The sequence below is a fragment of the Pedobacter sp. Leaf176 genome (genome assembly GCF_001424305.1).
Lineage (GTDB): Bacteria > Bacteroidota > Bacteroidia > Sphingobacteriales > Sphingobacteriaceae > Pedobacter.
Window position 1 is genome coordinate 396,541 of record NZ_LMPD01000002.1, and the last position, 24,174, is coordinate 420,714.

24 protein-coding genes are annotated in these 24,174 nt (G+C 41.8%); 14 read left to right on the forward strand and 10 right to left on the reverse strand.

Annotation, left to right across the window (positions count from 1 at the left end; all coding sequences use genetic code 11):
• Nucleotides 1-71: 71 nt before the first annotated feature.
• Complete coding sequence (locus tag ASF92_RS07165) at nt 72-617, reverse strand: NAD(P)H-dependent oxidoreductase (RefSeq protein WP_056090052.1); 546 nt, start codon at nt 615-617, stop codon at nt 72-74.
• 101 nt (nt 618-718) lie between these two features.
• Here ASF92_RS07165 and ASF92_RS07170 point away from each other — a divergent pair, with 101 nt between their 5' ends.
• From ASF92_RS07170 to ASF92_RS07180, 3 genes are all read left to right on the forward strand, one after another.
• The gene (locus ASF92_RS07170; RefSeq protein ID WP_056091074.1) at nt 719-1,096 is read left to right on the forward strand and encodes a helix-turn-helix domain-containing protein; all 378 of its coding nucleotides are present in this window, start codon (nt 719-721) and stop codon (nt 1,094-1,096) included.
• 217 nt (nt 1,097-1,313) lie between these two features.
• Nucleotides 1,314-2,207 (forward strand): DUF2268 domain-containing putative Zn-dependent protease, encoded by an 894-nt coding sequence (locus ASF92_RS07175; protein WP_056090055.1) that lies wholly within the window; start codon nt 1,314-1,316, stop codon nt 2,205-2,207.
• A gap of 193 nt (nt 2,208-2,400) precedes the next feature.
• On the forward strand, nt 2,401-3,021 hold the full coding sequence (locus ASF92_RS07180; RefSeq protein WP_157263768.1) for a hypothetical protein: 621 nt from the start codon (nt 2,401-2,403) through the stop codon (nt 3,019-3,021).
• A gap of 94 nt (nt 3,022-3,115) precedes the next feature.
• Here ASF92_RS07180 and ASF92_RS07185 read toward each other — a convergent pair whose 3' ends face one another.
• The gene (locus tag ASF92_RS07185) at nt 3,116-5,200 is read right to left on the reverse strand and encodes a hypothetical protein (RefSeq protein WP_056090062.1); all 2,085 of its coding nucleotides are present in this window, start codon (nt 5,198-5,200) and stop codon (nt 3,116-3,118) included.
• 245 nt (nt 5,201-5,445) lie between these two features.
• Here ASF92_RS07185 and ASF92_RS07190 point away from each other — a divergent pair, with 245 nt between their 5' ends.
• Nucleotides 5,446-6,042, forward strand: coding sequence for a dihydrofolate reductase family protein (locus ASF92_RS07190; protein WP_056090064.1), 597 nt, complete (start codon nt 5,446-5,448; stop codon nt 6,040-6,042).
• A 17-nt stretch (nt 6,043-6,059) separates the two neighbouring features.
• On the opposite strand, the gene ASF92_RS07195 is transcribed toward ASF92_RS07190, so the two are convergent.
• The 4 genes from ASF92_RS07195 to ASF92_RS07210 form a co-directional block, all read right to left on the reverse strand.
• The gene (locus ASF92_RS07195) at nt 6,060-6,341 is read right to left on the reverse strand and encodes a hypothetical protein (RefSeq protein ID WP_056090067.1); all 282 of its coding nucleotides are present in this window, start codon (nt 6,339-6,341) and stop codon (nt 6,060-6,062) included.
• Between the two features lie 10 nt (nt 6,342-6,351).
• Complete coding sequence (locus ASF92_RS07200; RefSeq protein WP_056090071.1) at nt 6,352-6,951, reverse strand: sigma-70 family RNA polymerase sigma factor; 600 nt, start codon at nt 6,949-6,951, stop codon at nt 6,352-6,354.
• A 77-nt stretch (nt 6,952-7,028) separates the two neighbouring features.
• Entirely contained in the window at nt 7,029-7,508 is a 480-nt protein-coding gene (locus ASF92_RS07205; protein WP_056090073.1) for a thioredoxin fold domain-containing protein, read from the reverse strand.
• A 16-nt stretch (nt 7,509-7,524) separates the two neighbouring features.
• On the reverse strand, nt 7,525-8,238 hold the full coding sequence (locus ASF92_RS07210) for a peroxiredoxin-like family protein (RefSeq protein ID WP_056090076.1): 714 nt from the start codon (nt 8,236-8,238) through the stop codon (nt 7,525-7,527).
• Nucleotides 8,239-8,886: 648 nt separating this feature from the next.
• On the opposite strand from ASF92_RS07210, the gene ASF92_RS07215 reads away from it, so the two are divergent.
• The 5 genes from ASF92_RS07215 to ASF92_RS07230 all read left to right on the forward strand — a co-directional run bounded on the left by ASF92_RS07215 (nt 8,887) and on the right by ASF92_RS07230 (nt 14,757).
• A complete protein-coding gene (locus ASF92_RS07215) occupies nt 8,887-10,749 on the forward strand; it encodes a tetratricopeptide repeat protein (RefSeq protein WP_056090079.1) in 1,863 nt (620 codons plus the stop codon).
• Between the two features lie 2 nt (nt 10,750-10,751).
• Complete coding sequence (locus tag ASF92_RS07220; protein ID WP_056090081.1) at nt 10,752-11,390, forward strand: response regulator transcription factor; 639 nt, start codon at nt 10,752-10,754, stop codon at nt 11,388-11,390.
• 53 nt (nt 11,391-11,443) lie between these two features.
• Complete coding sequence (locus ASF92_RS20990; RefSeq protein WP_157263770.1) at nt 11,444-11,662, forward strand: hypothetical protein; 219 nt, start codon at nt 11,444-11,446, stop codon at nt 11,660-11,662.
• An 84-nt stretch (nt 11,663-11,746) separates the two neighbouring features.
• Entirely contained in the window at nt 11,747-13,885 is a 2,139-nt protein-coding gene (locus ASF92_RS07225) for a PQQ-binding-like beta-propeller repeat protein (RefSeq protein WP_056090084.1), read from the forward strand.
• A 254-nt stretch (nt 13,886-14,139) separates the two neighbouring features.
• Nucleotides 14,140-14,757 carry a DUF4142 domain-containing protein gene (locus ASF92_RS07230; RefSeq protein WP_056090087.1) on the forward strand — a complete coding sequence of 206 codons (618 nt, stop codon included), beginning with the start codon at nt 14,140-14,142 and terminating at the stop codon, nt 14,755-14,757.
• 35 nt (nt 14,758-14,792) lie between these two features.
• Here the strand turns inward: ASF92_RS07230 and ASF92_RS07235 are convergent, their stop codons facing one another.
• Together ASF92_RS07235 and ASF92_RS07240 are read right to left on the reverse strand one after the other, a co-directional pair.
• Nucleotides 14,793-15,932 (reverse strand): SDR family oxidoreductase, encoded by a 1,140-nt coding sequence (locus ASF92_RS07235; protein ID WP_082489485.1) that lies wholly within the window; start codon nt 15,930-15,932, stop codon nt 14,793-14,795.
• A gap of 68 nt (nt 15,933-16,000) precedes the next feature.
• Complete coding sequence (locus ASF92_RS07240; protein ID WP_056090090.1) at nt 16,001-16,879, reverse strand: manganese catalase family protein; 879 nt, start codon at nt 16,877-16,879, stop codon at nt 16,001-16,003.
• A 636-nt stretch (nt 16,880-17,515) separates the two neighbouring features.
• On the opposite strand from ASF92_RS07240, the gene ASF92_RS07250 reads away from it, so the two are divergent.
• The 5 genes from ASF92_RS07250 to ASF92_RS07270 all read left to right on the forward strand — a co-directional run bounded on the left by ASF92_RS07250 (nt 17,516) and on the right by ASF92_RS07270 (nt 20,734).
• On the forward strand, nt 17,516-17,713 hold the full coding sequence (locus ASF92_RS07250; RefSeq protein WP_056090096.1) for a hypothetical protein: 198 nt from the start codon (nt 17,516-17,518) through the stop codon (nt 17,711-17,713).
• Nucleotides 17,714-17,774: 61 nt separating this feature from the next.
• Entirely contained in the window at nt 17,775-17,972 is a 198-nt protein-coding gene (locus ASF92_RS07255; protein WP_056090099.1) for a hypothetical protein, read from the forward strand.
• 178 nt (nt 17,973-18,150) lie between these two features.
• On the forward strand, nt 18,151-19,302 hold the full coding sequence (locus ASF92_RS07260; RefSeq protein ID WP_056090103.1) for a zinc-dependent alcohol dehydrogenase: 1,152 nt from the start codon (nt 18,151-18,153) through the stop codon (nt 19,300-19,302).
• Between the two features lie 4 nt (nt 19,303-19,306).
• Nucleotides 19,307-19,789 carry a hypothetical protein gene (locus tag ASF92_RS07265; RefSeq protein WP_056090105.1) on the forward strand — a complete coding sequence of 161 codons (483 nt, stop codon included), beginning with the start codon at nt 19,307-19,309 and terminating at the stop codon, nt 19,787-19,789.
• A gap of 147 nt (nt 19,790-19,936) precedes the next feature.
• Entirely contained in the window at nt 19,937-20,734 is a 798-nt protein-coding gene (locus tag ASF92_RS07270; RefSeq protein WP_056090109.1) for an SDR family oxidoreductase, read from the forward strand.
• Nucleotides 20,735-21,042: 308 nt separating this feature from the next.
• On the opposite strand, the gene ASF92_RS07275 is transcribed toward ASF92_RS07270, so the two are convergent.
• Nucleotides 21,043-21,870 (reverse strand): transporter, encoded by an 828-nt coding sequence (locus ASF92_RS07275; protein WP_056090112.1) that lies wholly within the window; start codon nt 21,868-21,870, stop codon nt 21,043-21,045.
• A 35-nt stretch (nt 21,871-21,905) separates the two neighbouring features.
• Nucleotides 21,906-24,041: a glycogen debranching protein GlgX gene (gene glgX, locus ASF92_RS07280; RefSeq protein ID WP_056090115.1), complete on the reverse strand. Its 2,136-nt coding sequence runs from the start codon at nt 24,039-24,041 to the stop codon at nt 21,906-21,908.
• Nucleotides 24,042-24,174 lie beyond the last annotated feature (133 nt).

Below are 24,174 nucleotides of genomic sequence, written 5' to 3' on the forward strand. Positions count from 1 at the left end.
ATAGTATAAATGCTTCAGCGGGTTGGCTACTGATGTCGATTAAGTTTTATAAGAAAAACATTGAAAGCCTTCTACTCCAATACCTTCAAACTGGCTATCAATTTTTTTGCATGGTCTTTTGCTTTTGCAGTTACTTCTTCCACTGTATGTCCCGCTGTTAAAGAGGTACCATGAAAATAAATGGGATCTATATAATTCATTTGTGTGTAATAGGCCGTTTGTTCCATGTTTTTACAAAATTCATTTATCCGAAAATGATGCTCCGCTAATGTTTTATATCCATGTTCGGGGGCACCGACAGTAAAACTTGGTATAAAGTTCTTACCTTTTAATTTGTCGCCCCTGGAACCGTATGCAAACTGGTATTCAAACACCACATCGAACCATTGCTTTAATATCGCCGGCATATTATACCAATAAAAGGGATATTGAAAAACTATGGTTTCATGTTCCTCTAATGCGCGCTGCTCAGCAATTGGGTCGATTTTATAATCTGGATATAAGCCCGAAATGTCTCTGATGGACACATTCAGGCTGCTCTTCTTTACTTCTTCTATGATGGTTTTATTGGCAAATGACTTTTCAAAATCAGGATGTGCCAAAATAATTAGGGCCATAATTTATTCGTTTATTTATACTATAAAAATTTTAGTTGCAAAACTATTGTTAGTAAAATATATTTGCAATAACTATCCAAATGGATAGCTCGGATAAAAAAATGAAAACAGAGTGTATTGCTGATCACATCAAACTAAAAGGAAAGATTTATCCCTGTACAGTGAGCCTTGCGATGGACCTGATCGGCGGTAAATGGAAGACTGTGATTATGTATCATTTACAGGATAGCGAAAAACGGTATAGCGAACTTCGAAAAGAGGCACCAGATATTACCGAAATGACCTTAAGTTTGCAGTTGAAGCAATTGGAAAAAGACGGATTGATAGCAAGAACGGTATACGGCAAAAAGCCACCAATTAAAGTCGTCTACAGCCTGACGGACTTCGGAAAAACACTTATACCTGTTTTAAAAGCAATCGTTGAATGGGGAAATCAGGTGGCATCAGAAAAAGGGGAATTTGTGGAGAAGGCTTCTTGACAAGTAAAGCGTAAGGACACTCCTTGTCTGACCTGTTTGTAATCTGCTAAATCGGCTTTTGAAAATTGAAGATTTGTAGCATGGATTAAAAATCCCTTTTATTGTTATATTCAGTCTGGCTCAAGGGTCCCGCTTGTGACTAATGCATTTCAAATAACGTAGATACTGCAACCTACTTTAAATTTATATCGTCTTAGATTAGATTTATCCAATTAATATGAAAAATGCTTTATTAACACTTTTTGCCATCATCTTCTTTTCCGATTTTTCCTCTGCACAATCTGTTTCCGATCCGCTTAAGGCATCATTTGTAACAACAGACGTAACTAACTTTTGGAAAGCGTTTGATAAGATGGGTACAGAACCACAGACCAACCCTTTTGAAGATAGCTATCTAAAACAGGGCTCCGCCGGTGTACGGGCATTTATGAAAGGCAGAATAGAAAATGCAACTGCTCTTCTTAACACAATTCGGGAACGGAAAAATGACTATGAAAAAGCCAGGCTGAACAGCCTGAGCATGTTAGACAATGAGAAGCAATGCAGGGCGGCATTTATGGCATTAAAGTATCTTTATCCTAAGGCAGTCTACCCTAATGTATATTTCGTGATTGGCCGGTTTAATTCCGGAGGGCACTCCAATCCAAAAGGCTTAATCATAGGAGCCGAAATGATTCAATCAGCGTCAGTTCCCTATATTGTTGCACATGAACTTATCCACTACCAGCAGGATAGTATTCCAAAGAGAAGTCTGGATCTGCTCGCTGCTTGTATTGATGAAGGCAGTGCTGATTTCATAGGGGAGCTCATTTCTGGCGGAGGCCCAAATAAACAAACACATCGTTATGGCAATGCGAATGAAGCTAAATTATGGCTGGAGTTCACAGCAATCATGCACGATCGGGAGGATAGCCATGATTGGATGTATAATTACAAACCCAAAAATGGATACCCGCCTGACCTTGGCTACTGGGTTGGATATAAAATTACAGAAGCCTATTATGAAAAAGCAACCGATAGGAAAAAAGCGATATCAGATATCCTTCACATAAAAGACTTTAAAAAGTTCTTAGACGAAAGTGGTTATGCATCAAAGTTTTACAAAAAATAAATTACATAAAGTCTATGGCGAAGGGGCATATTGTCTTTCTTTAAATTCATTTGATGGACAAAATTCATAGAACATAGAAGAAGCCATAACAAATACATAATGGAGCAAATGTAATAAAGAGATATGCATGTTTAGCAGAGGAAAAAGATAAGGAGACATTATGGATTCTACCCACCTTCCACATCTTTAAATCATGAAAACCTGTTTAGCCCTTCTCTTACTATTAAGCATGTTCCTATTTGGAAGTGCGCAAACGCAGCTTAACGATAGTAAAATTGCAAATACCATGCAAAAGCTTGCGGATACCACGATCATCATCCAGTACCCCAGCGTATGGAACCACGGTCCGCTATTGCACTTCTTAAGCAAAAAGGGAGACACCATAAATGCCTATGCATACGAGCGTCCGAAACATCGTAAAATCAACAGCAAAGTACCGAGGGCAATTGGCCGGGCAATTTTAACTAAAGACTATAGTGACTATGCAAATGAACCTGTGGCACTCAACCGCTACTTTATTATCAGGAATATTGACCCGGATACAATCAAAAAACTGTGGAATGATGTGGTAAAGCTGAGGCTCTGGGAAATAAAAGACGATGCGGCAGAAGGTTCCGGATGCCCGGTAACAAAAACTACGAACGTCTTTGTTGAGGATGGTGGCGGCATCTATATTCTTTTGATTAGCAGAATTAACATCAAGCCGTTAAACTTTTACGCTCCGCATGATTTTGAAGCGTTCTGTCCGGGAAGAAAGGGAAGGCAAACGGCCATTAAACTGTCTGGTCTGGTTTACAAAATCTTTAAGGAATGATGATGCTCTTCCTTCAGGTTTATAGTATCAGAACGGGCAGAGCTCTTACGGTCCGAGAACATGTGTTAGAACTAGTCTTGCAAAGGAAATCACGCTACTTATCCAGCCACATCATTTGACTGAAAGCGCCATTTGCCGCGATATCCCAAGCCTCAACTCTAACCCATTCACGGCCTGTAAGGTTTATTTGCCAGCTGAAATCTTTTCTGCCAAACGCACGGGTATTATTTAAATTGATGCGCCTACGATAAATTTGCTTTCCATCTCCTGATACGATATCAATAAAGTTCATCGGGAAAGTCCAGTCTAAACTCATACTTAACTTTACATTTCCACTGGCGGGTAAGGTCAGGGTTTCTCCGGATTTTTTACCATCGATAGTAAATGCGGGTATAAGCACCTCTCCTGTTGAAACAAAAAACTTTCCCTTGCGCATCGCATCCAGAACACTCTGCCAACCTTGTTCATATTTTGGCAGGTGATCTAGCTGCAGATAATTGACATTAAGATGTGCATACATCTCGTTCTGATGGGTGACAGTGAAAATATCTGCTTCGGAGATCACATGCTTCCGCAAGCCCCAATTCGCCATATCATCCATCAATCTTAAAACACGCTGGCTGAGGGTCGGAATAGAAAGATCCCCTGGTATTGCTTTCCAGGCAGCGCCCAGAAAAGTTTCTGATTTAAAGAAGTCCTCCTGTTTATATGCATCCGGATATCCTGTTGAAGCCTTTGTTCTCGCATGGGCTGTCCATGCAAGGCCTTTTTCCAATTCCAGTAATTTAAGCATCTCTTCTTTGTTTCCGACATGATATACTTTACCCAACTTCGGGTCTTCACGTAAAAACGATTCTTGTGGCTTTCGCGACATCACCCAGTATACCGGCTTTGGAAAGAAGGCCAACCAATGTCCCCCATAAAAATTATTTGCTTCCTCACCAGGTAAGAGCAATAAACTATCATCAGACAAACGTTTGGTTTGCTCAAACAGCGCACTGAGTTCTCTTAGTCGGTCGTTATCAGGTCCTTTCGGATGCCCTGGTCCGTGAAACTCTGCGAGCTTCACGATATCTATTCCATGTTTTTTAAACACATCAACAAATTCAGGTTTTTCTGGTACGGGTTTGCCTGAAAGAACCACCTCTGAAATAAATTCGTTATGGAAATGTGTGGCTAATGTTTTATAACCGTCTACTGGTTTGTATGAATCGTTATGCGTAAATTTTTTCACCTCCGCTAAAGCCGAAGCCGCATTACCCGTATCTAATAAACAGAAAAAATTTAAGCGTTGTTGTGTTTTTGGAGGTGCATTAAACCACGGCACATACCTATTATCACCATAAGGATCTTGCCGGATTCCCATTCCAAATTTTGGAATGAGTTTATGGAAATTTTTCCCATACCAGGTGAATTTTAAATTAAACGCTTCATCAAGAGGATAAAAATACTGGTGTGGCGGTGGAAATAAAGCTAAACTTCCCTCAGGATTTTCTCCGATAATGGTCCTGTATTTTACTTCAATATTCCTGCTGGTATCTGCCGCCGAAGTCGATACCCGCTGAAGCTTATCATGAACGTTCGCCCAGGCCATCGATTTCCATAAAGCATTATTGTTGACTAAGCCCCCATCATAAAGTATTGCCGTAGAATCTGAATCGGTGGATAATACTGCTGCAATATTAAAAAGTGGACTTCCGTTATACAGGGTTATTTCAACCGAACCCATGAAACGATCAGCTTTAGCCCCTTCAATAGAAATTACCGTCTGCTGCCCATTAGAGCTAACTTTTGCTTTTCTTTTATTAAGGATAACCGGGTAGGATTGAAAAGGTTTCTTAGGTACGCGATCGAAAAACACATCCCAGCCCCCACTTAACGGGCTCAATGAACGTTTTCCTATCGTGAGTACGAATGCCGGATCTAGATCCGATGCAATTTCTCTTAATAACTTTCCTCTTCCCAGATGGATACTTTTAAGCAATGCATGGCCATTTTCAAGATCCAGAGTAATTTTACCCATTTGATCTCGACCAGCTGGCCAGGACAGGCTAATAATTTTTTGGCTTAAACTTACCTTTGCACCATTTTTTTTAAGTTCGGATAAGTCAATATTATTTTCCTGAGCACCTGCACTAAGCGCAAAGAGAAGTATATAGGTTAGAAATAATTTTCTCATAGCATATTAAAAGTAAAGAAAAATAAATTACTTAGATAATTTGGTATTGCATTATTCGACATGCCTTGCAGCGCATACCGATATCAAGCGTTACGAACACGGGTATAAAAGGCCACAGAATCTAAGCCCCAAGACAATCTATTATCCTGTCGTGTTTCGCCCTTTAAAATGTCAGGTGTACACCTCTATTATTTGAATCAAATGGTGGAACTTTGTATTATAAATAAAGGATAAAAATCAGGGAAATGAGAAAGATAACCGTTCTGTCATTCATTAGCATAGATGGGGTGATACAAAGTCCGGGTAGTCCGGAGGAGGACATGTCTAACGATTTCAAACTCGGTGGATGGGTTGCACCTTATGGTGATGAGGACTCAGCAGTCATTATGCAAAAACAATTGGAGCGGGCCGACTTGCTTCTGGGCCGTAAGACCTTTGATATTTGGGAGAAATATTGGCCTGCCCACGCTGATCATTGGCCAGGGATTAACGAAGTAACTAAATATGTACTTACAAATACAGTAAAAACGACCGAATGGAGCAATGTAGTCTTCTTAAAAAACATCGAAGCTATAAAAGAAATTAAGGATTCTGAAGGCTCAGATATCAAAATCTGGGGAAGCAGCGAGGTTGTTCAACTCCTTTTTGAGCACGATATGGTAGATGAGTTATGGCTCAACATACACCCCATAGTATTAGGAAAAGGCAAACGCCTCTTTAATGATGGAGCCATACCCGCAGCTTTTGAAATCGTTGAGCGTAAACTCACTTCTACAGGTGTATTCATGGTTAACTACAGAAAAGCCGGAGCAGTGCCGACCGGTATAGCCGGGCCGGAGTGATAATTATTCCATAAATGCTATAAAAGTTGACTATTTATTTGCTTTTGGAGCTGTTCTTTAAATCCTTTAGCCAGTTTCAATGCCCCGGAATCCGGATCAAAAAGTTTCCTGGCCATCTGGTTAATCACCGCACTTTGCTGCATGAAGGTTACACAAATGGAACATCCGGCCAGGTGTATCTTTAACTCCATTTTTTCCGTCTGTGTTATATTTGCAATTTGCTGCTTCTCAATTAAAAAAGTCGCCTTTCTGCAATTGTAGTCTATTTTCTTTAACTCCGCTTCGCTTAATTCTTTCATCTGTATTGATTTAAATCCAGTTTTTTTGAAGGCAGGATCTCAAATTGATCTTACTTCTGTGAACGATGACCCAAAAATTTGACGAGCTGAGTTTCAGTTCACTGCAAATCATTTCAGTGCTTTCATCATCTATGTGCTTCATAGAGAATACCGCACGCCATAGATCAGGCAGCTTATTCATGCAGGCTGTTAAGATTTGCTGGAATTCCTTATTTTCCACAGCGTCTGCCTGTTCAATACCCATATTTGCAGGCCGGTGCTGATCATTCCAATGGCCGGTATCATCATCGAAAAAACCGGTATCAATGCCATCAGGATTTATGCTCTTAACGCCTTTTACAAGGCCTTTCGACCTCGACCGATACACATCCATTATTTTGTTTTTTAAAATCGCCGTAAGCCAGGTCTTTTCTGTGCTAATACCTTTAAAATTCTGCATTTGTTCAAGCGCTGCTAAAAAGGTTTCCTGTACCAGGTCTCTAGACAAATCGTCATCATTTATGCGTAAAACAGCGTATGTGTACAGGTAATCGGCGTACCTGCTCACCCAATGATGGGGGTTAACTGCACTGTTATCTGTGGTATTATTTCCAGAATCTGTTATTAGCATACGTAAATTTAATGTTCAATTTTGATTTCTGATGACTTCAGGGCTTTTTCATAATTGTATATGATATACAATAACCATTATTTTAAAACGCTGTTGAAAGCCTTTTTCCCAAAAGCCATCAGTTGCCTTGCATCCAGGTAACCTATCGAACGAAAAAGTACTTTTCCGTTATCATCAAGAATTAAAAGTGTAGGGTATTCCTGTACTTCCCATTTTGATGCCAGCCCCACTCCTTCTCCCTTTTCCATGTCCACAGATAGGTTAACAAAGTTTTTATTAAAATAATCAGCCGTTTTGCTGTCTTTAAAGGTCGTATTTTTAAGTTGCCTACAGGGACCGCACCAGGTTGCATAGGCATCAACAAATAGGTATTTATGTTCCGCTTTTGCTTTCTTTAAGGCAATTGAATAAGTATTTTCAATAAATGTAATTGACTCAATTTTTACCGGTGGCTTTTCTATTGTTAAATTGTTTGGTTCGTATGCCGCAGAGTCTATTTGAGACTCAGTTACTATAGTACCCCAAATCATTACAGGTATCAGAAGTAATTTTTTCATTTAATTTGTACGTAAGCTAAATTTCTTCACGGAGCGCGGCGGCGGCTGCTTTCAATAAAGGCCCACTTAACCTTTGCGTAATATCAGGATTAATGTATTCGAAAAGAATTTTTCCTTTTTTGTTTAAAATAAAGACGGATGGCACAGGCAGTAACTTGTCGACATTTTTACCGCCTGATGTTTCCGGAAGAAATTTATCGTAGCTTTTAGGGCTTTTAAATGCGATGCCAAACTGCCTCGCGGCATTTAGATCCGCATCCGATAACAAGGTGTAAGAAAGCTTTTGCTTATCCATTGTATTATTAAGATTTTCGGGGCTGTCGGTACTAATGGCGATAACCTGATAACCCATTGTTCTTAGATCTTTTTCTATTTCCTGTAAACCCGAAAGCTGTTTAGAGCAATAAGGACACCAGCCTCCACGGTAAAAAACGAGAATCGTCGGCGTTTCCGATACCGATTTATTTAAGTCAAACGGTTCGCTGGAAGATTTGCGCAGCTGCAAAACCGGAATTTGCTCCCCTGCTAACAAAGGACTTACATCTTCAGCCCTTAATGGAACACCAGCTGTCATTTTTACAGTATCTCCTGTAACAATTAACTGCGCAGGTTTGAAGGGAGCTGTTCGGATGTTTGCGTTGGCATAAAAATTTACAACTGATAAACCGGCCAGCGTTAACGCAAACAAAGAATTTTTCAACCAGCGCTTAGAATTTCGATTTTTTTCCATAAGTTTTTTTATTGGTTAGTCGTAAATTCCGACAAATCCTTACAAAGAATTACAAATTATTAAGTTTGCTTTACAATTTACATGATGCTTAACATTTTTCACTAAAGCCAAAGCAATTTCAGGACGATGTCAAGTATTTCCAGACTCATGTAAAGCTATATCAGGACTATACATATTGTGAACTTATTCCAGTATAGGACATAGGATAGACTAGACAGCTAAACCTTTTTGTGGGACTTTCGCCGGACTTAAGTCGGGGTTTCGTCGGGGTTTCGTCGGGGTTGTGACAATTCTACCCGACCAAAGTCCGGCCAAAATCCAGCTCATCTTTGACTGAACGGGCACTCATCCATAGTACCATCTGCTGTTGATGATGCGATCATGAATGAGAAAACTTTGTATAAGCATCATTCAAAGAAGCAACACATCTAAAAAAAGGCTGAACAAGAATAGTCGGTGCAAGGCGCAAACCAACGATAAAGCGCCTGAAAATACCGTTCAAAAGGTATTGCATGGAAATATCAATCGTATAGTTTTGTTTACCGTTGAGCGTACAACAAGTTAATTTCAAAAACTGTAAATAATTGATGCTCAATGACTATATTCAATTAAATTTAGAAATTAAGCTTACTGGCTTTTAATATTGATATGCTTTCAAAGATTGTTCTATTTGCGCTTACCGTTACAGGATTAATCAGCGCCTGCCATAGCCCCGCTGTGCGGACCGACCTAAACGAAATCCGTCGGTTAAGCAAATTACAGAAGGATTCCCTGCTGTTATTTGCAGATTCCATTAAGAAAAATTCGTCTGCGGCAGATTTAAAAACAAATGTAGATTACCTCGTTGCAATGGGCTATTACCACGCAAAATTAGCGAGGTATGAACTGTCAAGACATCTCTTCAGGGAAGCATTAAAATCTGTAGATACGACAGATAAATTTGCTTTGGGGAAAGTTTACAATAGCCTTGGAAATGCAGCATTCAATCTTGGAGAATACCCCGAAGCCCTACAGCTGTATAAAAAAAGTCTTAACTATTTTTCTGAAATTGGCGATAAGCATTCACAAGCGGGTATACATGCCAACCTATCCCAGCTCTTCCAGCTTAAAGGAGATAATGCGCAATCCAGACAGCATTATAAATTAGGATTATCTTTGCTGGGCGATCAAAAAAATACGAGTTTTTACCTGTTGATGCTTCACGCAATGGCCAATGTTTACGGTCAGAGCAACCTTATCGACAGTGCCCTGATGATAGATAAAGAGGGTTTGACCCTTGCCCATAAAATGAAACTGCCTGAATATGAGTCCATGTTCCTGGACAATAAGGCCAATTGTTTTATGTATAGCAACAGGCCTGATAGTGCTAAAATTTATTTCAATAAATCACTTGCCATTGATATCGCCTTAGGCAATATCAAGCAACAATCAGATACCTGGCTGAATTTTGGGGTATTGGCCACGATGCAAAAAAAACCAGACTCCGCAGAGACATTTCTTAAGCGTTCCATTGGCCTGGCTAAACAATCCGGCTACAGGGAGGGTGAACTATATGCGTTGAAAACGCTGAGTGAGCTTTATGAGCAAAACAAACATTATGAGGATGCATTGCAGATTCAGAAGCAGTATTATACACTTAAAGACAGTGTATCCGGCGACAAAAAAGAGGCAGCTATAGCAGAATGGAAATCTGTATTTGAAACTGAGCAGAAAGAGCAGGAAATCAGGCTTAGCAAAATACAACTGGAAAGAAAGAATTTAATTATCGGTGGCCTTGTTGCCATTTCAGTTTTAGCATCCCTGGCCGTTTATCTTGCCGCGAAAAGAAAACAGTTAAAAAAAGAAAAAATATTCAACGAGCATGCTTACCAGCAAGAGCAGGAGGCGGCGGCAGCCTTAATAAATTCGGAAGAAAATGAGCGGAGACGCATTGCTGCCGAACTTCATGATGGTGTTGGCCAGACCATGACGGCAGCCTGGCTAAACTTACAGGCCATTACTACCGATCCGGATATGAATTCAAAGCATGTGTCCTTACTCGAAACGACTACCCAACTGGTACAGGATAGCTGTAATGAAATCAGGGGTATAAGTCATCATATGATGCCAGATGTACTTCTTTCGAAAGGACTAATTCCCGCACTGAAAGCCCTGACCAGCAATAGTGCTCAAAAAAACCTATCGGTAATTTTATCGGCAGAGGAGCAACAGGTTAAACTGGACAAAATGCAGGAACTTACCTTGTACCGGGTGATCCAGGAATGTTTCCAGAACATCCTTAAACATGCACGAGCTTCAGAAGTAGATATCTCAATAAACCAGGATGCCGGCGGAATTTCATTGATGATAGAAGATAACGGCACTGGTTTCGACGTCGACGAACTCAGTTTCAATAAGGGAATGGGTTTAAATAGCATTTGCAGCCGGGTTCATTTCCTCAAAGGAACTGTAGAATGGAATACAAGTTCCGGAAACGGAGGAACCTTAGTTGCTATTCACGTACCGTTATGAGTATGCATACAAGAATTCGTCTCGCCATTGCAGATGATCATCAGATTGTTATCGATGGCTTGTGTGCAGCACTAGTGAATTTCCCTGAGCTTAGTGTTGATGCGACGAATACTGATGGGATTTTACTGTTGGAGGAACTCACCGCAACACCTATCGACATCCTGCTGACCGATGTTATGATGCCACAGATTAGTGGCGTTGAACTTGCTGTGGAAGTGAAGAAAAGATTTCCGTCCATTAAAATCATTGCACTGAGCATGAGCGGAAGCGGGCTGTTGGTGGAAGAAATGATGACAAAAGCAGCCATAGATGGTTACCTGTTAAAACATTGTGGAATTGATGAATTGCGCGGCGCAATCGAAAAGGTATTTTCCGGTGGCACCTACTTTCAACCTACCGTGCTCGATGAGCTCTCCAAACACATCAAATTGAAACAACAAACTTCTGCTGTGCGACTCACCCAAAGGGAAAAAGAAATTATTGCTTTAATGGAAAAGGATCAAAGTAATAAACAAATTGCTGATCAGCTTTTTATATCCGTTCGTACAGTTGAAACCCATAGGAAAAATATTTTCAGAAAAACAGGCACCAATAATCTGCTCGGTCTGGTGAAATGGGCTTACGAACATAAACTCCTGTAAAATATACCGTTAGCACGGTATTGCTCAAAATTTCATGTGTTTTAACTTTGAGTATGGAATTAAACGCTACCATTCTCAACTACCCTACACGCAAAGTTCGCGTTAGAATACCTGCTCAATACCAGCCATTCCGTGATGCCCGGACTGCTTTACATGCCGGCAAATTTATACCGGTAATCGCCTGCCTGCGGAATGAAATGATAGACGCCTTTCTCCATGCAATCAGGATACAAAGCCTTTTAATTAATCTTCGTGGATTGACCTGTAGCTGAAAGGCAAATTGAGCTTTCGCACTGATAATTGGTCGAGGTGTACTTCAAAAAATGCAATAAGACAATAAAAATATATAGAACAAAATGAAAAAATTTTACATCATTACCTCCTGCTGCTTAGCTTTGGCGGCACCTGCATCTGCTCAATTTGGTAAACTGAAAAGCCTGGTGAGTAAGAAAGACAAGGCACAACAAGAAAATACGGTCACATCAGCCACGAAAGAATCGACAGACTCAGCGGCTGACGTTAGCCCAACCAACACCAACGCTATTGCTGCTGTAGGCAAAGCCTGGAGCATAGAATCAGAAGGCAATATTGACTGGTACAGGCTGAGTCCTACCGGAAAATTGATAGCCGGAACAAACGGCGGCCTGTTTGGCGTGGAGCCTGCTACAGGAAAAATCGCCTGGAAACATGACTTTTTAAAGAATATTTCCAGAACAAATTATAACCCCATTAGCGGTTCTCCTTTCATTGCCATCGTAACGGGAAGCATGTTCAACATGCAACAGGTCATTCTGGATGTTTCATCAGGAAAAATCATTGCCAACACAGCCGACCTGGGAATGAAAATGGTTAACAAAAGATACACAGTGCCGTCTCTGGGTGGAATCATATTCTCCGGATATCTAAATAATCAGCCCTCACTGGTTTTTATCGATGCCGCCAGCGGAGCGAAAAAATGGGTACTAAGCAAGATTTTTGATAGCAACAGCGAAGTGATGGTGGCCAGGCCTTTAGCGGACGGCGCCAATGCCTTATTGCTGGCAACAAACAAAAGGCTCTACAAAATCGACGTTTCCTCTGGTAACATCATCTGGAAAGCCGATTTTAAAACCAACACGGATGAAGGCGTTTTAGCAACTGAACAAGCTGAAGAGGTTGAAGAGAAAGAAAGCATCAGGGCAGATGAGAAGAAGGGCGGTTTAATGAAGTCACTGGGCGGGCTTGCGAAAGTACCCGGACTGGGTGCTGTAGGAAGTGCTGCCGGTGCAGCGAATTCGGGCAGTAAAATGGCTGGAATGGGCGGAAGTATGAAGGATGGTATTGCTGCATTAGCCGATGCCGCCTATGGGAAATTTCTGATTTTAGATAACCAGCCGAATGTTGTGTATTATTACTCGAATGAACAGATGTCGGCTTTCGACCTTAACAGTGGTACTCCGGTGTGGCAAACGGTAAAGTTTTCTGATCCGGTTGCGCATGTGCTGTATGATGAAAGGGGATTTTTAATTGCAACCGACGATAAACGTGCAGAACTTATGCTCCTGAACTATAAAACCGGAACCCAGAAATGGAAACCTGTTGGCTTGAGGGGCAAAATCACAGCCTTAAAATTAAAGGGAAACAGCCTCGCTATTGCCTCTGCAAAAGAATCCGGAAATAACTATGTTAATATAATAGATATGAACTCCGGTTCCACAGCGGCCAAATCCGATATGAAAGTTTCCGGTTACATCATGGACATTAAGCAAAACGACAAAGGATTGATTTACAGAACGGACCGGGAGCTTAATATTCAGGATCCCACCAGTGGAAAAGATGTATGGCAAAAATCCCTGACCTTTAAAAGCGGCGGAATTGGTTTGGAAAAAGGCGGCATGACCTATTTCTTTGCCGACAACCAATTGTACACAATGAATAATGAAACAGGAGATTATAAAGCAATTAGCAAGGAACTGAAGTTTGGCGGAGACGAAGCCCCGAATGCTATAGAATTGAGGGAGAAGGGCGTATTGGTAAGTTCTTCTCAGAACATGGCCTTGTTTGACTGGAACGGAAACTTAATTTACAGCTTCTATCAGAAAGCGTCTGGAACGAGTTTAGCCAACAAAATCATGAATGTAACCGCGATAGCCGTTTCGGCCGGAAATTCTGCTTCGCACGGCTTTCAGGCAGGTTTATCAGGCCCGAATACAACTTCCTATAACAGTAACATGGCGGCTTCTGATCGCTGGGCAAACCTCGGGAGCGCAGCGCTTTCTGATATGAAAAGACGTTTCACTGCTTCGCAGGATGCCTTGAATTACAAAATCATATTAACGCAGGTGGAAAATGGCGACGATAGCGGTTATGGTCTGGTTAGGGTAAATAAAGATACTGGCAAGATCGAGGGAAAAGTGGTATTGAATGATAAAAAACCCGATTACATTGCTGACAATACGGATAACCTTATCTTTTTGAAAAATGGGAACAAAAATATCATAGGCTACAAGTTATAATCGTCTGATATAAGAATATATCATAAATCTACAGATTTGCTGTTAAATGCACATTGAGCTTCCCTAAGGTTTGGGAAACTCAGAAAAAAGGCAAGTCTTTAGCTCCTGTTCCTCCAATCCCGTGCCCTCTTTTATGCAGCACCGAAAAGTAAAATACCTGCGAATTCAGAATATGTACCTGTTTTTCCTTCTGTAAGTCATCCGGGTCAACAATAGCTATTGGATTGGTGTTTATTTATAAAAAATACCAGATTATGATTAAAAGGACTTCCAAACTTACCAATGCGATTACCATTACGGCGCTGGCAAGCCTTAGTTTAGGTTGCAATATGGCTGATAAGCGCTCATCAATGGAGAAAGATAGTGTCACCAATGATACAGCGGTTAATGATATTGTGGGCGGCGCAGACTCTTTTGAAACCAATATGGAAGAAGATGCCGCAGGCTATCTGAAAGATGCAGGCCGTTCCATGGTTGTTCAGGATAGTTTGCTTACGGCGGCCTTGTCTTCAGGTAGTAGTGAAGAGATTAAGGCATATGCAAAAAAAGCCCGTGAACGAATCAGAAACCACAGAAAAAACCTGGAAAGCTTTTGCAATAAAAACAAAGTCCTTTTAGATAAAGAGTTGCGCAATGAACAACTGGATTCCATCCGCTGGTTATCAAGGCAGGTAGGTGTTGCATTCGACCGGCCATTTTATGAGCAGTTATCGGCAGAATTGAACAAAAACTTTGAGGCCTATCAGAATGCAGCGCATGCCAGGCAACAGCGGGTTAAAAACTTTATGAAAGAGGAGCTGCCGGCTATTAAAAAAGAACAGGAACTGCTAAACGAATTGGGCAGCAAGATTAAGCAAAACAAAGCCGGTTAGGTTTTCGAACGGATCATCTTTCCGGTTTCTTACCCTTACACGATTGCTCGCTCAATAAGACTTATGCAAATCGGAGCAAGCGGCGCATGGCTTGGTGGCACCGGATAATGAAAGCTGTTAGTTAGACTTACGCTGCAATTGCTTTTCCTTTTTAATTCGCTCCCGTACCCCATCCTCAATGCCGGTACCTGCCTGTACAGGTCTAAAAGCTGAGCCGGAGGTCGTATCCGCAGGTGGTGCCTTTCTGATCTGGTACCGGTGTGCGATGTTTGCCGATATACGTTCAGTAAATCCTGGAAAAAGCCAATGTGAAAATTTTGCCCCTTTGGCTTTCCATCCAACAGCAATTCTCTTCTCTGCCTGATTGAGGCGCGGATTGTCGCATTAACTACTTTCGAAGGTGGATCCATAGCGGCCATTCTCGGTGTTCCGCCACTGTAATTGGCTGCATGGCGCCAAAATGGCGTATCAACCGCCCAGGGCTCTATGGTAACCACTATAATCCGATCGTAGTCGGCCAGCCGTAGTTCCTGATTGATGGTTTTAGAAAGATTCAGAACCCCCGCTTTTGTGGCTGCATAAGCGGCGTGATAAGCGAGTGGGTTAACACTTTCAATGGAACACATGTTAATCAACGTTCCAAAACCCTGATTCTTGAAAAGGGTGATTGCCGCGTGACTGGCATAAATAAATCCCGTGAGGTTAATTTCTACAATGCGCGCCTGATCGGCTATGGGAATTTCCCAAAACCGCCCGATTGCACCTACACCAGCCATGTTAATCCATACATCTACATGGCCAAATTCTTTTAGTGCAAGTGTCCGGACTTTGTCTAAATCTGCGGGTTTGCTGATATCCATTGGAAGGGTTATTGCAGTTCCACCGCGAGATCGGATGGTATTGGCCACCTCCTGCAGGGCCTCATCCCTCCTGGCGGCTATGAGGACTTTTGCACCGTAACTGCCCACTTGTTCTGCTACGCCTCTGCCAAAGCCACTTGAAGCGCCAATAATGACGTAGGTTTTTTGTGCTATCTTCTTTTGCATACCAACGCCGGGCGTAGAAGTTGCACAGCCGCTGCACAACATAAATAGAACCACCAAAAAGCCCAAGAGTGCACTAAAATTTCGCCGAGCCAGGAAGTTGATCACGGCCACATTATTTATGTATTTCATTGAGTATTCCTAATCTAAATTACAGGCGCAAACCATTTTTTTCTGTTTTGCGCCTGTATGGTTTGAATTTAGGGCAAGATGGTATCTTTAATATTTTCAATTAAACCTTTGTCTCCACCTGTCATCTGTTGTTGTTGAGCATAACCTTTCACATCTGGAATACCCAAATCCGGAATCGGAGGACCAGGTTGAGCGGTGATTACCTGAAACTCACCTTTACCATCAATAGATGGCCCATTTGACCACCGCCCCTGCGCCTCTCCTGATTTTTCAATATTTGTTGATACAAAAGCATATTCAAATCCAGGCACATGGTTTTCCCTCGGAAAAGTGTTAGGAATAGGCAAATTCTCGCCTACGCCGCCTAAATCTTCCAGCACGGCAAGCCATTGGTTTTGATGCATGGCATCCCGCGTTATCAAAAAAGAAAGCATATCCTTCATACCTGAATCGTCGGTTAACTCATAAAGCCTGGTTGCTAAAACCCTCCCTGTCGATTCAGCCATTACGTTTGCATACATATCCGCAGCAATATTTCCGCTGCCGACCACCCATGAACCGTTAAAAGGTACACCATTGCTGTCTACCGCCATTGCGGATAAACCAGAGGATAAAACATGGCGAGGATCCATTCCTCCGAGAATATTACTCACTATCGGGTTCTCCCCGGCAATTTTATCTTTGAGCTCATGGGTAGCGCCATCCAGATTCAAGGCTACAGCAGTACAAAGCATTTCAATATGCGAGATTTCTTCAGTTCCGGTGTCCAAAAGCATATCGCGGTACTTATTTGGCCCCCGATTTCCCCATGCCTGGAACAGGTATTGCAGGCAAACCCTTATCTCGCCTTCGATGCCACCGATGGCTTGCTGTAATAATTTCGCAAATGCGGGATTGGGTTTGTCTACCCTAACCTTGTATTGCAGGTTGTTGTCATGATAAAACATAGATTTAAAATTTAGTTAAAAAATATTGGTTGTTTGCATACATTTCTGGCGCTGATTTAATCCATCTTTCAAAAACACATAACAGGAACAGGGAAATCCTGTATGATGGAAAACATCATCTTCGCCGGTTCCCTGCTATGAAATACATCAGGCAGCTGTAATAAAACATAGCAGATGTGCCAGAAGTTGACCATATAAGTACCCCTTTTTGGCATGCAGGTACTGATTTTTGATGCGTTTTCTGCCTAAAACAAAGCCACCTTTTAGAAAAAAGAAAGCCAAGCTATTCATGCATTCATGCGCAGGCGGTCGAGCAGCTGAATTGGTCAGAGGTAAAAAACGGACCGGACACATAATAAGATTCTTTATTTCCTGCAATGGCGTAAAATACCTGAATCTTATCGGTAAATACGCGAATCCCAATTAAGGGGAACAATCAGGATTTATTCGAGGTTTTATTCAATAAATAGCCCGGTAAAGCATTAAAATAGACAAGCAAAAATCCATAATAACAATGCAAAAAACCTGCGGGGAGCATTATTAGATGTGGATTTTTGCAATGTGGTTTAAAAAAACCACAGCGTCTCAACGGAGAGGCTTTTACTTTAAAAAGATTCACAATTAGATGCGCTAATTATGAAAAATATTAAAAACAATACAGCTGAAAAAGAAAATAAGAAGCAGCAAGAAAGGTTGAAAAGCAACAGAAACCTGAATGAAGAAATTATAGATGCTTTGATTGAGAAAAATAAAGAAAATACAAATGAAAAAGAAGATAAAGACAGCACATCCAAATCAAGCGGCTTCGATGAGTGGTCCGTATCATGGCCATGACCTTTTATCTTAAATAGCATTTGTTATAAAAATATCTATTGAAAAACTAAATAAAATAAAGATGGAAAACGAAAAAAAGAAAAATCATACGCTGAAGGACGAACCACTTGGTAACGAAAACCAAAAACCGGAAGATGGTCCGAAATCATTTGAAGACCAGCGGCCAGCCGATTTAGAGATCCCCAAAGGTGACCATACGGATGCAGACACAAGCCGAAATCCGGCCGACTGGAAAGAGGAATCTGATGAAGACGCTTAAATACATGGCAAAACCTGTATAGCGTTGATTGGGGAACTCAAAAAAATGAAAACTCCATTCCGCTTACCTATGTTCTATAAATATGAACGACGATATATTGCGCCAGACTAAGGCCGCCTCATCGTTAAATAAAAAGCATTATCATCAATATACCTATTATTTAAAACAAAATTAGACTATGTTAGCAATGAACTATCGCGGGCCGTACAGGGTCCGGGTCGAGCAGCGGCCAATGCCTGAAATTCTTCATCCAGAGGATGCCATTGTACGGGTAACAAGAACATGCATCTGTGGTTCCGACCTGCATCTATATCATGGAATGGTACCTGACACACGTGTTGGCTCTACTTTTGGACACGAATTTGTCGGAATTGTAGAGGAAACCGGCCCATTAGTTACCAATATAAAAGTAGGAGATCAGGTTCTTGTACCTTTTAACATCGCTTGCGGAAAATGCAATTTTTGTAAACAGGGACTCTTCGGAAACTGCCATGAATCGAATACCATGGCGACAGCGGTTGGCGGAATATTTGGCTATTCACACACTGCCGGAGGTTTTGACGGTGGTCAGGCGGAGTATGTAAGGGTGCCTTATGCCAACGTTGGACCAACAGTTATTCCACCCGATATGGATCCGGATGATGCCGTATTATTAACGGACGTGGTGCCTACAGGTTATCAGGCAGCAGAAATGGGCGGCATTAAAGAAGGAGATACAGTTGTGGTATTTGGCGCAGGTCCGATAGGAATTATGGCCGCAAGATGTGCCTGGTTTTTTGGGGCATCGAGGGTGATTATTATTGATCACATTGATTATAGACTGGAATTTGCAAAAAATTATGCCAAATGTGAAGCCTATAACTTCAAATCGATGGAAGACCCGGTTGTATTTCTGAAGAAAACAACAGATTGGTATGGTGCAGATGTTTGCATTGATTGTGTTGGATGCGAAGCCGAAGGAAATGCATTACAGACCTTTACAGGAAAGGTTACCCTGATGCAGGCCGGCGCAGCCACTGCTCTGCAATGGGCAATCAATTCAGTTAAAAAAGGTGGAATCGTTTCCGTTGTTGGTGTATATGGGCCGCCATTTAATTACGTGCCAATTGGTAATGTATTAAACAAGGGCATAACGTTACGGGCAAATCAGGCATCGGTTAAAAGACTGTTACCAAGATTGATCGAGCACGTTCAGGCCGGCAGATTGGACCCGAAAGGACTGATAACGCATAGAATACCCTTGGAAGAAATCGCCGACGCTTATCATATTTTTTCAGCGAAGCTTGATAATTGCATTAAAACTGTATTAATCCCTTCAACAAAAGCCTAATATTATGGTTAACGACAATCAAGATTATAAAAAAATCCCCGGGTGGGGCATGGATATAGATTTAGAAAACGAGCCAACGTATCCAATGAAAAACTATACCGGCGACGATCACAAAAGAAGTGATTACGAACGATCTGAGCAACAACCGGTTAACATTGAGTTATTAAAATCAAATGAACGCCCGCGAACCAGTGCTGTATTCGGAACCTCTGTTCCGCCCTCGGGTCTCAGCGGCATGATTCGTCGCTATGCATTTAAACACAGTGAAGACCGCTACCGCCATTGGATTCCGCTCATACTTGCAGACCGCGTTAATGCCTGGGAGGGAATTTTTGAAGATCTTCGCAAAGGTACTATACCGAACATTCTGGCAGAGCGTGGTTATAAAGCAGAGCTTAAATATAATCCGGTCGGCTTGGCAAAGTCAGCGCTCGTTGTATTAGTGGTTGGAACGCTGGCAATAAAATACATTTCGAAAAAAAAATAGAATGAGGCTGTATCATAAATTAATTTGTCTTTGAATCTTGTCACGTCGAGCTTATTAAACGCCCCAAGAAGGCTTTTCATAGGTTCATCGAAAGGCTAAGGATGAAATCATATTTATGGAACAGCCTCGATAATATAATTAAATATTATGGAAAATACAAAACATTTTGCCCTGATTACAGGTGCAACAAGTGGTATCGGCCTGGAACTGGCCAAACTTTTTGCAAAGGATAAATTTAACCTGGTAATTGTTGCGAGAAATGAGGCTGATCTGGAGCGTACTGCGAGCATGCTTAAGATGGAAGGAATTGAAGTGATCACGTTTAGTAAAGATCTGTTTTTGCCAGATGCAGCATCTGAATTGTATGAAGATTTGAAAAGTCAGAACATTCAAATTGATGTACTCGTTAACGATGCCGGCCAGGGTGTTTACGGTAAATTTATCGAAACGGAGCTCAACCGTGAGCTGGACATTATTCAGTTAAATATTGCATCACTTGTAACCCTGACTAAGCTTTATGTAAAGGAAATGGTGGCAAGAAATTCGGGTAAAATATTAAATGTCGCTTCGATTGCGGGAAAAGCGCCCGGACCATACCAAGCTGTTTACCACGGCACTAAGGCTTTTGTACATTCCTTTAGCGAATCGGTCAGAAACGAAGTTAAAGACAGCGCAGTTACCATTACTTCGCTATTGCCGGGACCAACTGATACGGACTTTTTCAATAAAGCAGATATGCAGGACTCAAAAATTGTACAGGAAGGACAACTTGCCGACCCTGCAGGAGTAGCTAAAGATGGTTACGAGGCGATGATGGCGGGAGATGACATGGTAGTTTCCGGAATGAAAAATAAAATAATGGTAACACTAGGCAACATTACGCCAGACAGCATGCAGGCTGAGCAAATGGCAAAAATGCAGGAGCCCGTGCGTGACAAGGACTAAATTGGAATAGCCATTACTTAATCTGGCCAAAGCTAAAATGCGGCTCAGTTTTTCTTTACTGACATGTCGTCTTTTCGACTGTAGCGCAGCGAAACGGAGAAATCTTTTAATAAAGGCCAATTAAAAGATTTTGCTTCGCAGAGCCTTCGGGTTCTCCACTGCGGTCGAAATGACGTCTAATCTTTGTCGTCTTTTCGACTGTAGCGCAGCGAAACGGAGAAATCTTTTTAATAAAAGCCATTTAATAGACCTTGCTTCGCAGAGCCTTCGTGTTCTCCACTGCGGTCGAAATGACGACTATTTTAATATTAAAGCCTGAACGAAAGCCCCACAAAATAGCTTTTTCTGGCATCATGCTGAATTCCATAATTCAGGCCGCCGTCAATCAGAAAATCTTTAGATAATTCGTATTGAAGCGCAGCGTTCAGATAATTCTTAAAATGTGCTTCGTGAATTTCATAAGTATAATAGGTTTCGATGGTTCCATCCAATTTTTTAATGACGGGATGTGAAATGGATATGGTTTGTAAAATCTCGTTGTGGTGCCCCATGCCTTCATCATCCTGTAAACGATCTGCTTCCAGCTGCAAGCCCATTTTCCAGTCGTTCGCAAACTTAATGCGCATCGGAATGATGATACCGCCCTCATACTGGATTTCAGGATCGGCATGTGATGTGGGAAATTTTAGGTAAGGCAGCAATGCAATAGCAAATCTGCCTTTATCATTTCCAAGAAGATTCTGTTTCAACCGGAATGTTAAATCACCTATTCCACTTGTACGCTCTAAATTACCTAAGGCCTTAAAATCCTTTTTTACAACGTAGCTTTCAAGGCTAAGCTGAATTGCCGTTGTATTGGTTAGCCCGAGTTTTAAATTAACCTGGTTGAACAGGTATTCATCCATTCTTGCTTCACTATTCCGTTCCCGCTGGAAACGGGTTAAGTCTGTCTCCACTTGAAAATGTCCGGCATCTACCGTTTGAGGACTCTCCGTTACGTCGGGTCTGTCGGTCTCCATCTCTCTCAGGCTATCCGCGGGTATGGGTTTAAATACAGAATAATGCCGATTTTGTTGTCCATAAGCATTTAAGCCTATGGCATTCATTAATATTAAAATTACTACAATATTCTTCATTTGTTCAGTTTAATCAGCTTGTTAAACAAATTAAGTTAATAATAGTTGTACAATTTTTCTGCTTTAAGTATCACAAGACTTCGCTCCTCGATATTTACCAGTTCTTCCTGTTCGTATCGATTCTTCAAATTTCTGTCATCACCGGTCGCCAGGACTAGAGTCCAGCTTTTGCTAAATTTACCTTCGGGCAGCTTGAAACCGGAGGCAAAACTATCCGCGTTAAAGATAAGCAGGAAATGATCATCCAGAATTTCGGCACCCTCCTCGTCTGTACCCTGGATGCCTTCTCCATGGAGAAAAATTCCCAGGCACCGCAACTCCTCACTATTCCATGTCTGCTCGTTCATAAATTCACCGTCGCCCGAAAACCAGGCGATATCCAGCAGCCCATCAGAATCGATCTGATCGCCTGTTATCCATGCCTTTCTCCTCAAACTCGGATGTTTCATTCTTAGATGGATAACCTTTGTAGCAAATTTTGAAAGTTCGTCGTCCATAGCTGCCCAGTTTATCCAGGAAATTTCATTGTCCTGGCAATAGGCATTGTTATTTCCCTTCTGGGTTTTACCCAACTCATCCCCTGCGCAAATCATCGGCACGCCCTGCGAGAGCAATAGCGTTGCCAGAAAATTACGTTTATGCTTGTTGCGGAGGTAATTAATGGCTCCATCATCCGTATCACCTTCCCAGCCACAGTTCCAGGAATCGTTGTGCTGCTCACCGTCGGTATTATCATCCTGATTGGCCTCATTATGTTTTTTGTTGTAACTAACCAGGTCATTGAGCGTAAACCCATCATGTGCTGTTATAAAATTTATACTGGCTGTCGGCCGTCTGTAATCCTGCATGTAAAGGTCGGGGCTTCCCATAAAACGCTGGGCAAACTCACCCAGCATACCCGGGTCTCCTTTCCAAAACCTACGCATAATATCCCGATATTTTCCATTCCATTCTGCCCATCCGGCGGGGAATTTACCAACCTGGTAACCATCTTCTCCTACATCCCATGGTTCTGCAATCAGTTTAATTTGTGATATTACCGGGTCCTGATGAATGATATCGAAAAAGGCACCTAAACGGTCAACTTCATGTAAACCTCTTGCCAGTGTTGAAGCCAGATCGAATCGGAAGCCGTCTACATGCATTTCGTTAATCCAGTAACGAAGGCTGTCCATAATAAACCTGAGCACGGCAGGCATGCGGGTGTTAAGCGTATTTCCCGTTCCGGTGTAATCGGTATAATAACGTTTGTTGTCTTGTTCCAGACGGTAATAGCTTTCATTATCAATACCTTTGAAGCAGAGGGTCGGCCCAAGCTGATTTCCTTCGGCAGTATGGTTGTAAACCACATCCAGTATTACTTCAATACCGCTTTTGTGCAATGCTTTCACCATGTCCTTGAATTCCTTTACCTGTTGCCCGTAGCTTCCTGATGAACTGTATCCGCTATGCGGTGCAAAAAAACCAATGGTATTGTATCCCCAGTAGTTACTAAGTCCTTTTTCAAGCAGATGCCCGTCCTGAATAAACTGGTGAACGGGCATCAGTTCCACCGCGGTCACACCAAGTGATTTCAGGTAGCGAACACTATCGGGATGGGCAATCCCAGCATAAGTTCCGCGAAGATTTTCCGGAATCCTTTGGTTAAGCTGACTAAACCCTTTCACATGCAATTCATAAATAAGGGTTTGGGTATAGGAAATATCCGGATGAACATCGCCTTCCCAATCATAGGATGGATCCACCACCACAGATTTGGGCACAAAAGATGCACTGTCCAGATCAGAAAAGCTTAGATCCTGCTCCTCGTCGTTCAGATTGTAACCAAATACGGATGGACTCCAGTTCATATCACCGGAAATGGCTTTTGCATATGGATCCAGCAGGAGTTTATTGGGGTTAAAGCGCTTTCCCTCTTCAGGGACATAAGGACCATAAACGCGATAGCCGTAAAGCGCGCCCGGAGCAACCTCATTTATAAAACAGTGAAATACCTGGTGATCGCGATCTGCGAGTTCTAAACGGGTAACTTCGTTATTTTCATTGTTGAACAAGCACAGCTCCACTTTCTCTGCATTTTCCGCAAAAAGTGAAAAATTTGTTCCGTTTCCCATCCAGGTGGCACCTAACGGATAAGACTTTCCTGGTGTAATTGTATAGTTTTGTTTCATAGATGTATACTTATGAAACAAACCGTTTTTGAGCAGGGTTTCCGCCGGATTACTTTTTGTTAGAAGCCGTAACGTTTCGCGTATTTATAACAGGCCGTGAAAGAAATACTTCTTATAGCATGGGCCGGCCGGA

Coding starts and splice junctions, on each gene's coding strand:
- ASF92_RS07220 (WP_056090081.1), top strand. CDS start 10,752: ATGCATACAAGAATTCGTCTCGCCATTGCAGATGATCATCAGATTGTT.
- ASF92_RS07260 (WP_056090103.1), top strand. CDS start 18,151: ATGTTAGCAATGAACTATCGCGGGCCGTACAGGGTCCGGGTCGAGCAG.
- ASF92_RS07180 (WP_157263768.1), top strand. CDS start 2,401: ATGAAAACCTGTTTAGCCCTTCTCTTACTATTAAGCATGTTCCTATTT.
- ASF92_RS07200 (WP_056090071.1), bottom strand. CDS start 6,951: ATGCTAATAACAGATTCTGGAAATAATACCACAGATAACAGTGCAGTT.
- ASF92_RS07265 (WP_056090105.1), top strand. CDS start 19,307: ATGGTTAACGACAATCAAGATTATAAAAAAATCCCCGGGTGGGGCATG.
- ASF92_RS07205 (WP_056090073.1), bottom strand. CDS start 7,508: ATGAAAAAATTACTTCTGATACCTGTAATGATTTGGGGTACTATAGTA.
- ASF92_RS07210 (WP_056090076.1), bottom strand. CDS start 8,238: ATGGAAAAAAATCGAAATTCTAAGCGCTGGTTGAAAAATTCTTTGTTT.
- ASF92_RS07175 (WP_056090055.1), top strand. CDS start 1,314: ATGAAAAATGCTTTATTAACACTTTTTGCCATCATCTTCTTTTCCGAT.
- ASF92_RS07255 (WP_056090099.1), top strand. CDS start 17,775: ATGGAAAACGAAAAAAAGAAAAATCATACGCTGAAGGACGAACCACTT.
- ASF92_RS07275 (WP_056090112.1), bottom strand. CDS start 21,870: ATGAAGAATATTGTAGTAATTTTAATATTAATGAATGCCATAGGCTTA.
- ASF92_RS07270 (WP_056090109.1), top strand. CDS start 19,937: ATGGAAAATACAAAACATTTTGCCCTGATTACAGGTGCAACAAGTGGT.
- ASF92_RS07165 (WP_056090052.1), bottom strand. CDS start 617: ATGGCCCTAATTATTTTGGCACATCCTGATTTTGAAAAGTCATTTGCC.
- ASF92_RS07230 (WP_056090087.1), top strand. CDS start 14,140: ATGATTAAAAGGACTTCCAAACTTACCAATGCGATTACCATTACGGCG.
- ASF92_RS07195 (WP_056090067.1), bottom strand. CDS start 6,341: ATGAAAGAATTAAGCGAAGCGGAGTTAAAGAAAATAGACTACAATTGC.
- ASF92_RS07185 (WP_056090062.1), bottom strand. CDS start 5,200: ATGAGAAAATTATTTCTAACCTATATACTTCTCTTTGCGCTTAGTGCA.
- ASF92_RS07215 (WP_056090079.1), top strand. CDS start 8,887: ATGCTTTCAAAGATTGTTCTATTTGCGCTTACCGTTACAGGATTAATC.
- ASF92_RS20990 (WP_157263770.1), top strand. CDS start 11,444: ATGGAATTAAACGCTACCATTCTCAACTACCCTACACGCAAAGTTCGC.
- ASF92_RS07170 (WP_056091074.1), top strand. CDS start 719: ATGAAAACAGAGTGTATTGCTGATCACATCAAACTAAAAGGAAAGATT.
- ASF92_RS07250 (WP_056090096.1), top strand. CDS start 17,516: ATGAAAAATATTAAAAACAATACAGCTGAAAAAGAAAATAAGAAGCAG.
- ASF92_RS07235 (WP_082489485.1), bottom strand. CDS start 15,932: ATGAAATACATAAATAATGTGGCCGTGATCAACTTCCTGGCTCGGCGA.
- glgX (WP_056090115.1), bottom strand. CDS start 24,041: ATGAAACAAAACTATACAATTACACCAGGAAAGTCTTATCCGTTAGGT.
- ASF92_RS07190 (WP_056090064.1), top strand. CDS start 5,446: ATGAGAAAGATAACCGTTCTGTCATTCATTAGCATAGATGGGGTGATA.
- ASF92_RS07225 (WP_056090084.1), top strand. CDS start 11,747: ATGAAAAAATTTTACATCATTACCTCCTGCTGCTTAGCTTTGGCGGCA.
- ASF92_RS07240 (WP_056090090.1), bottom strand. CDS start 16,879: ATGTTTTATCATGACAACAACCTGCAATACAAGGTTAGGGTAGACAAA.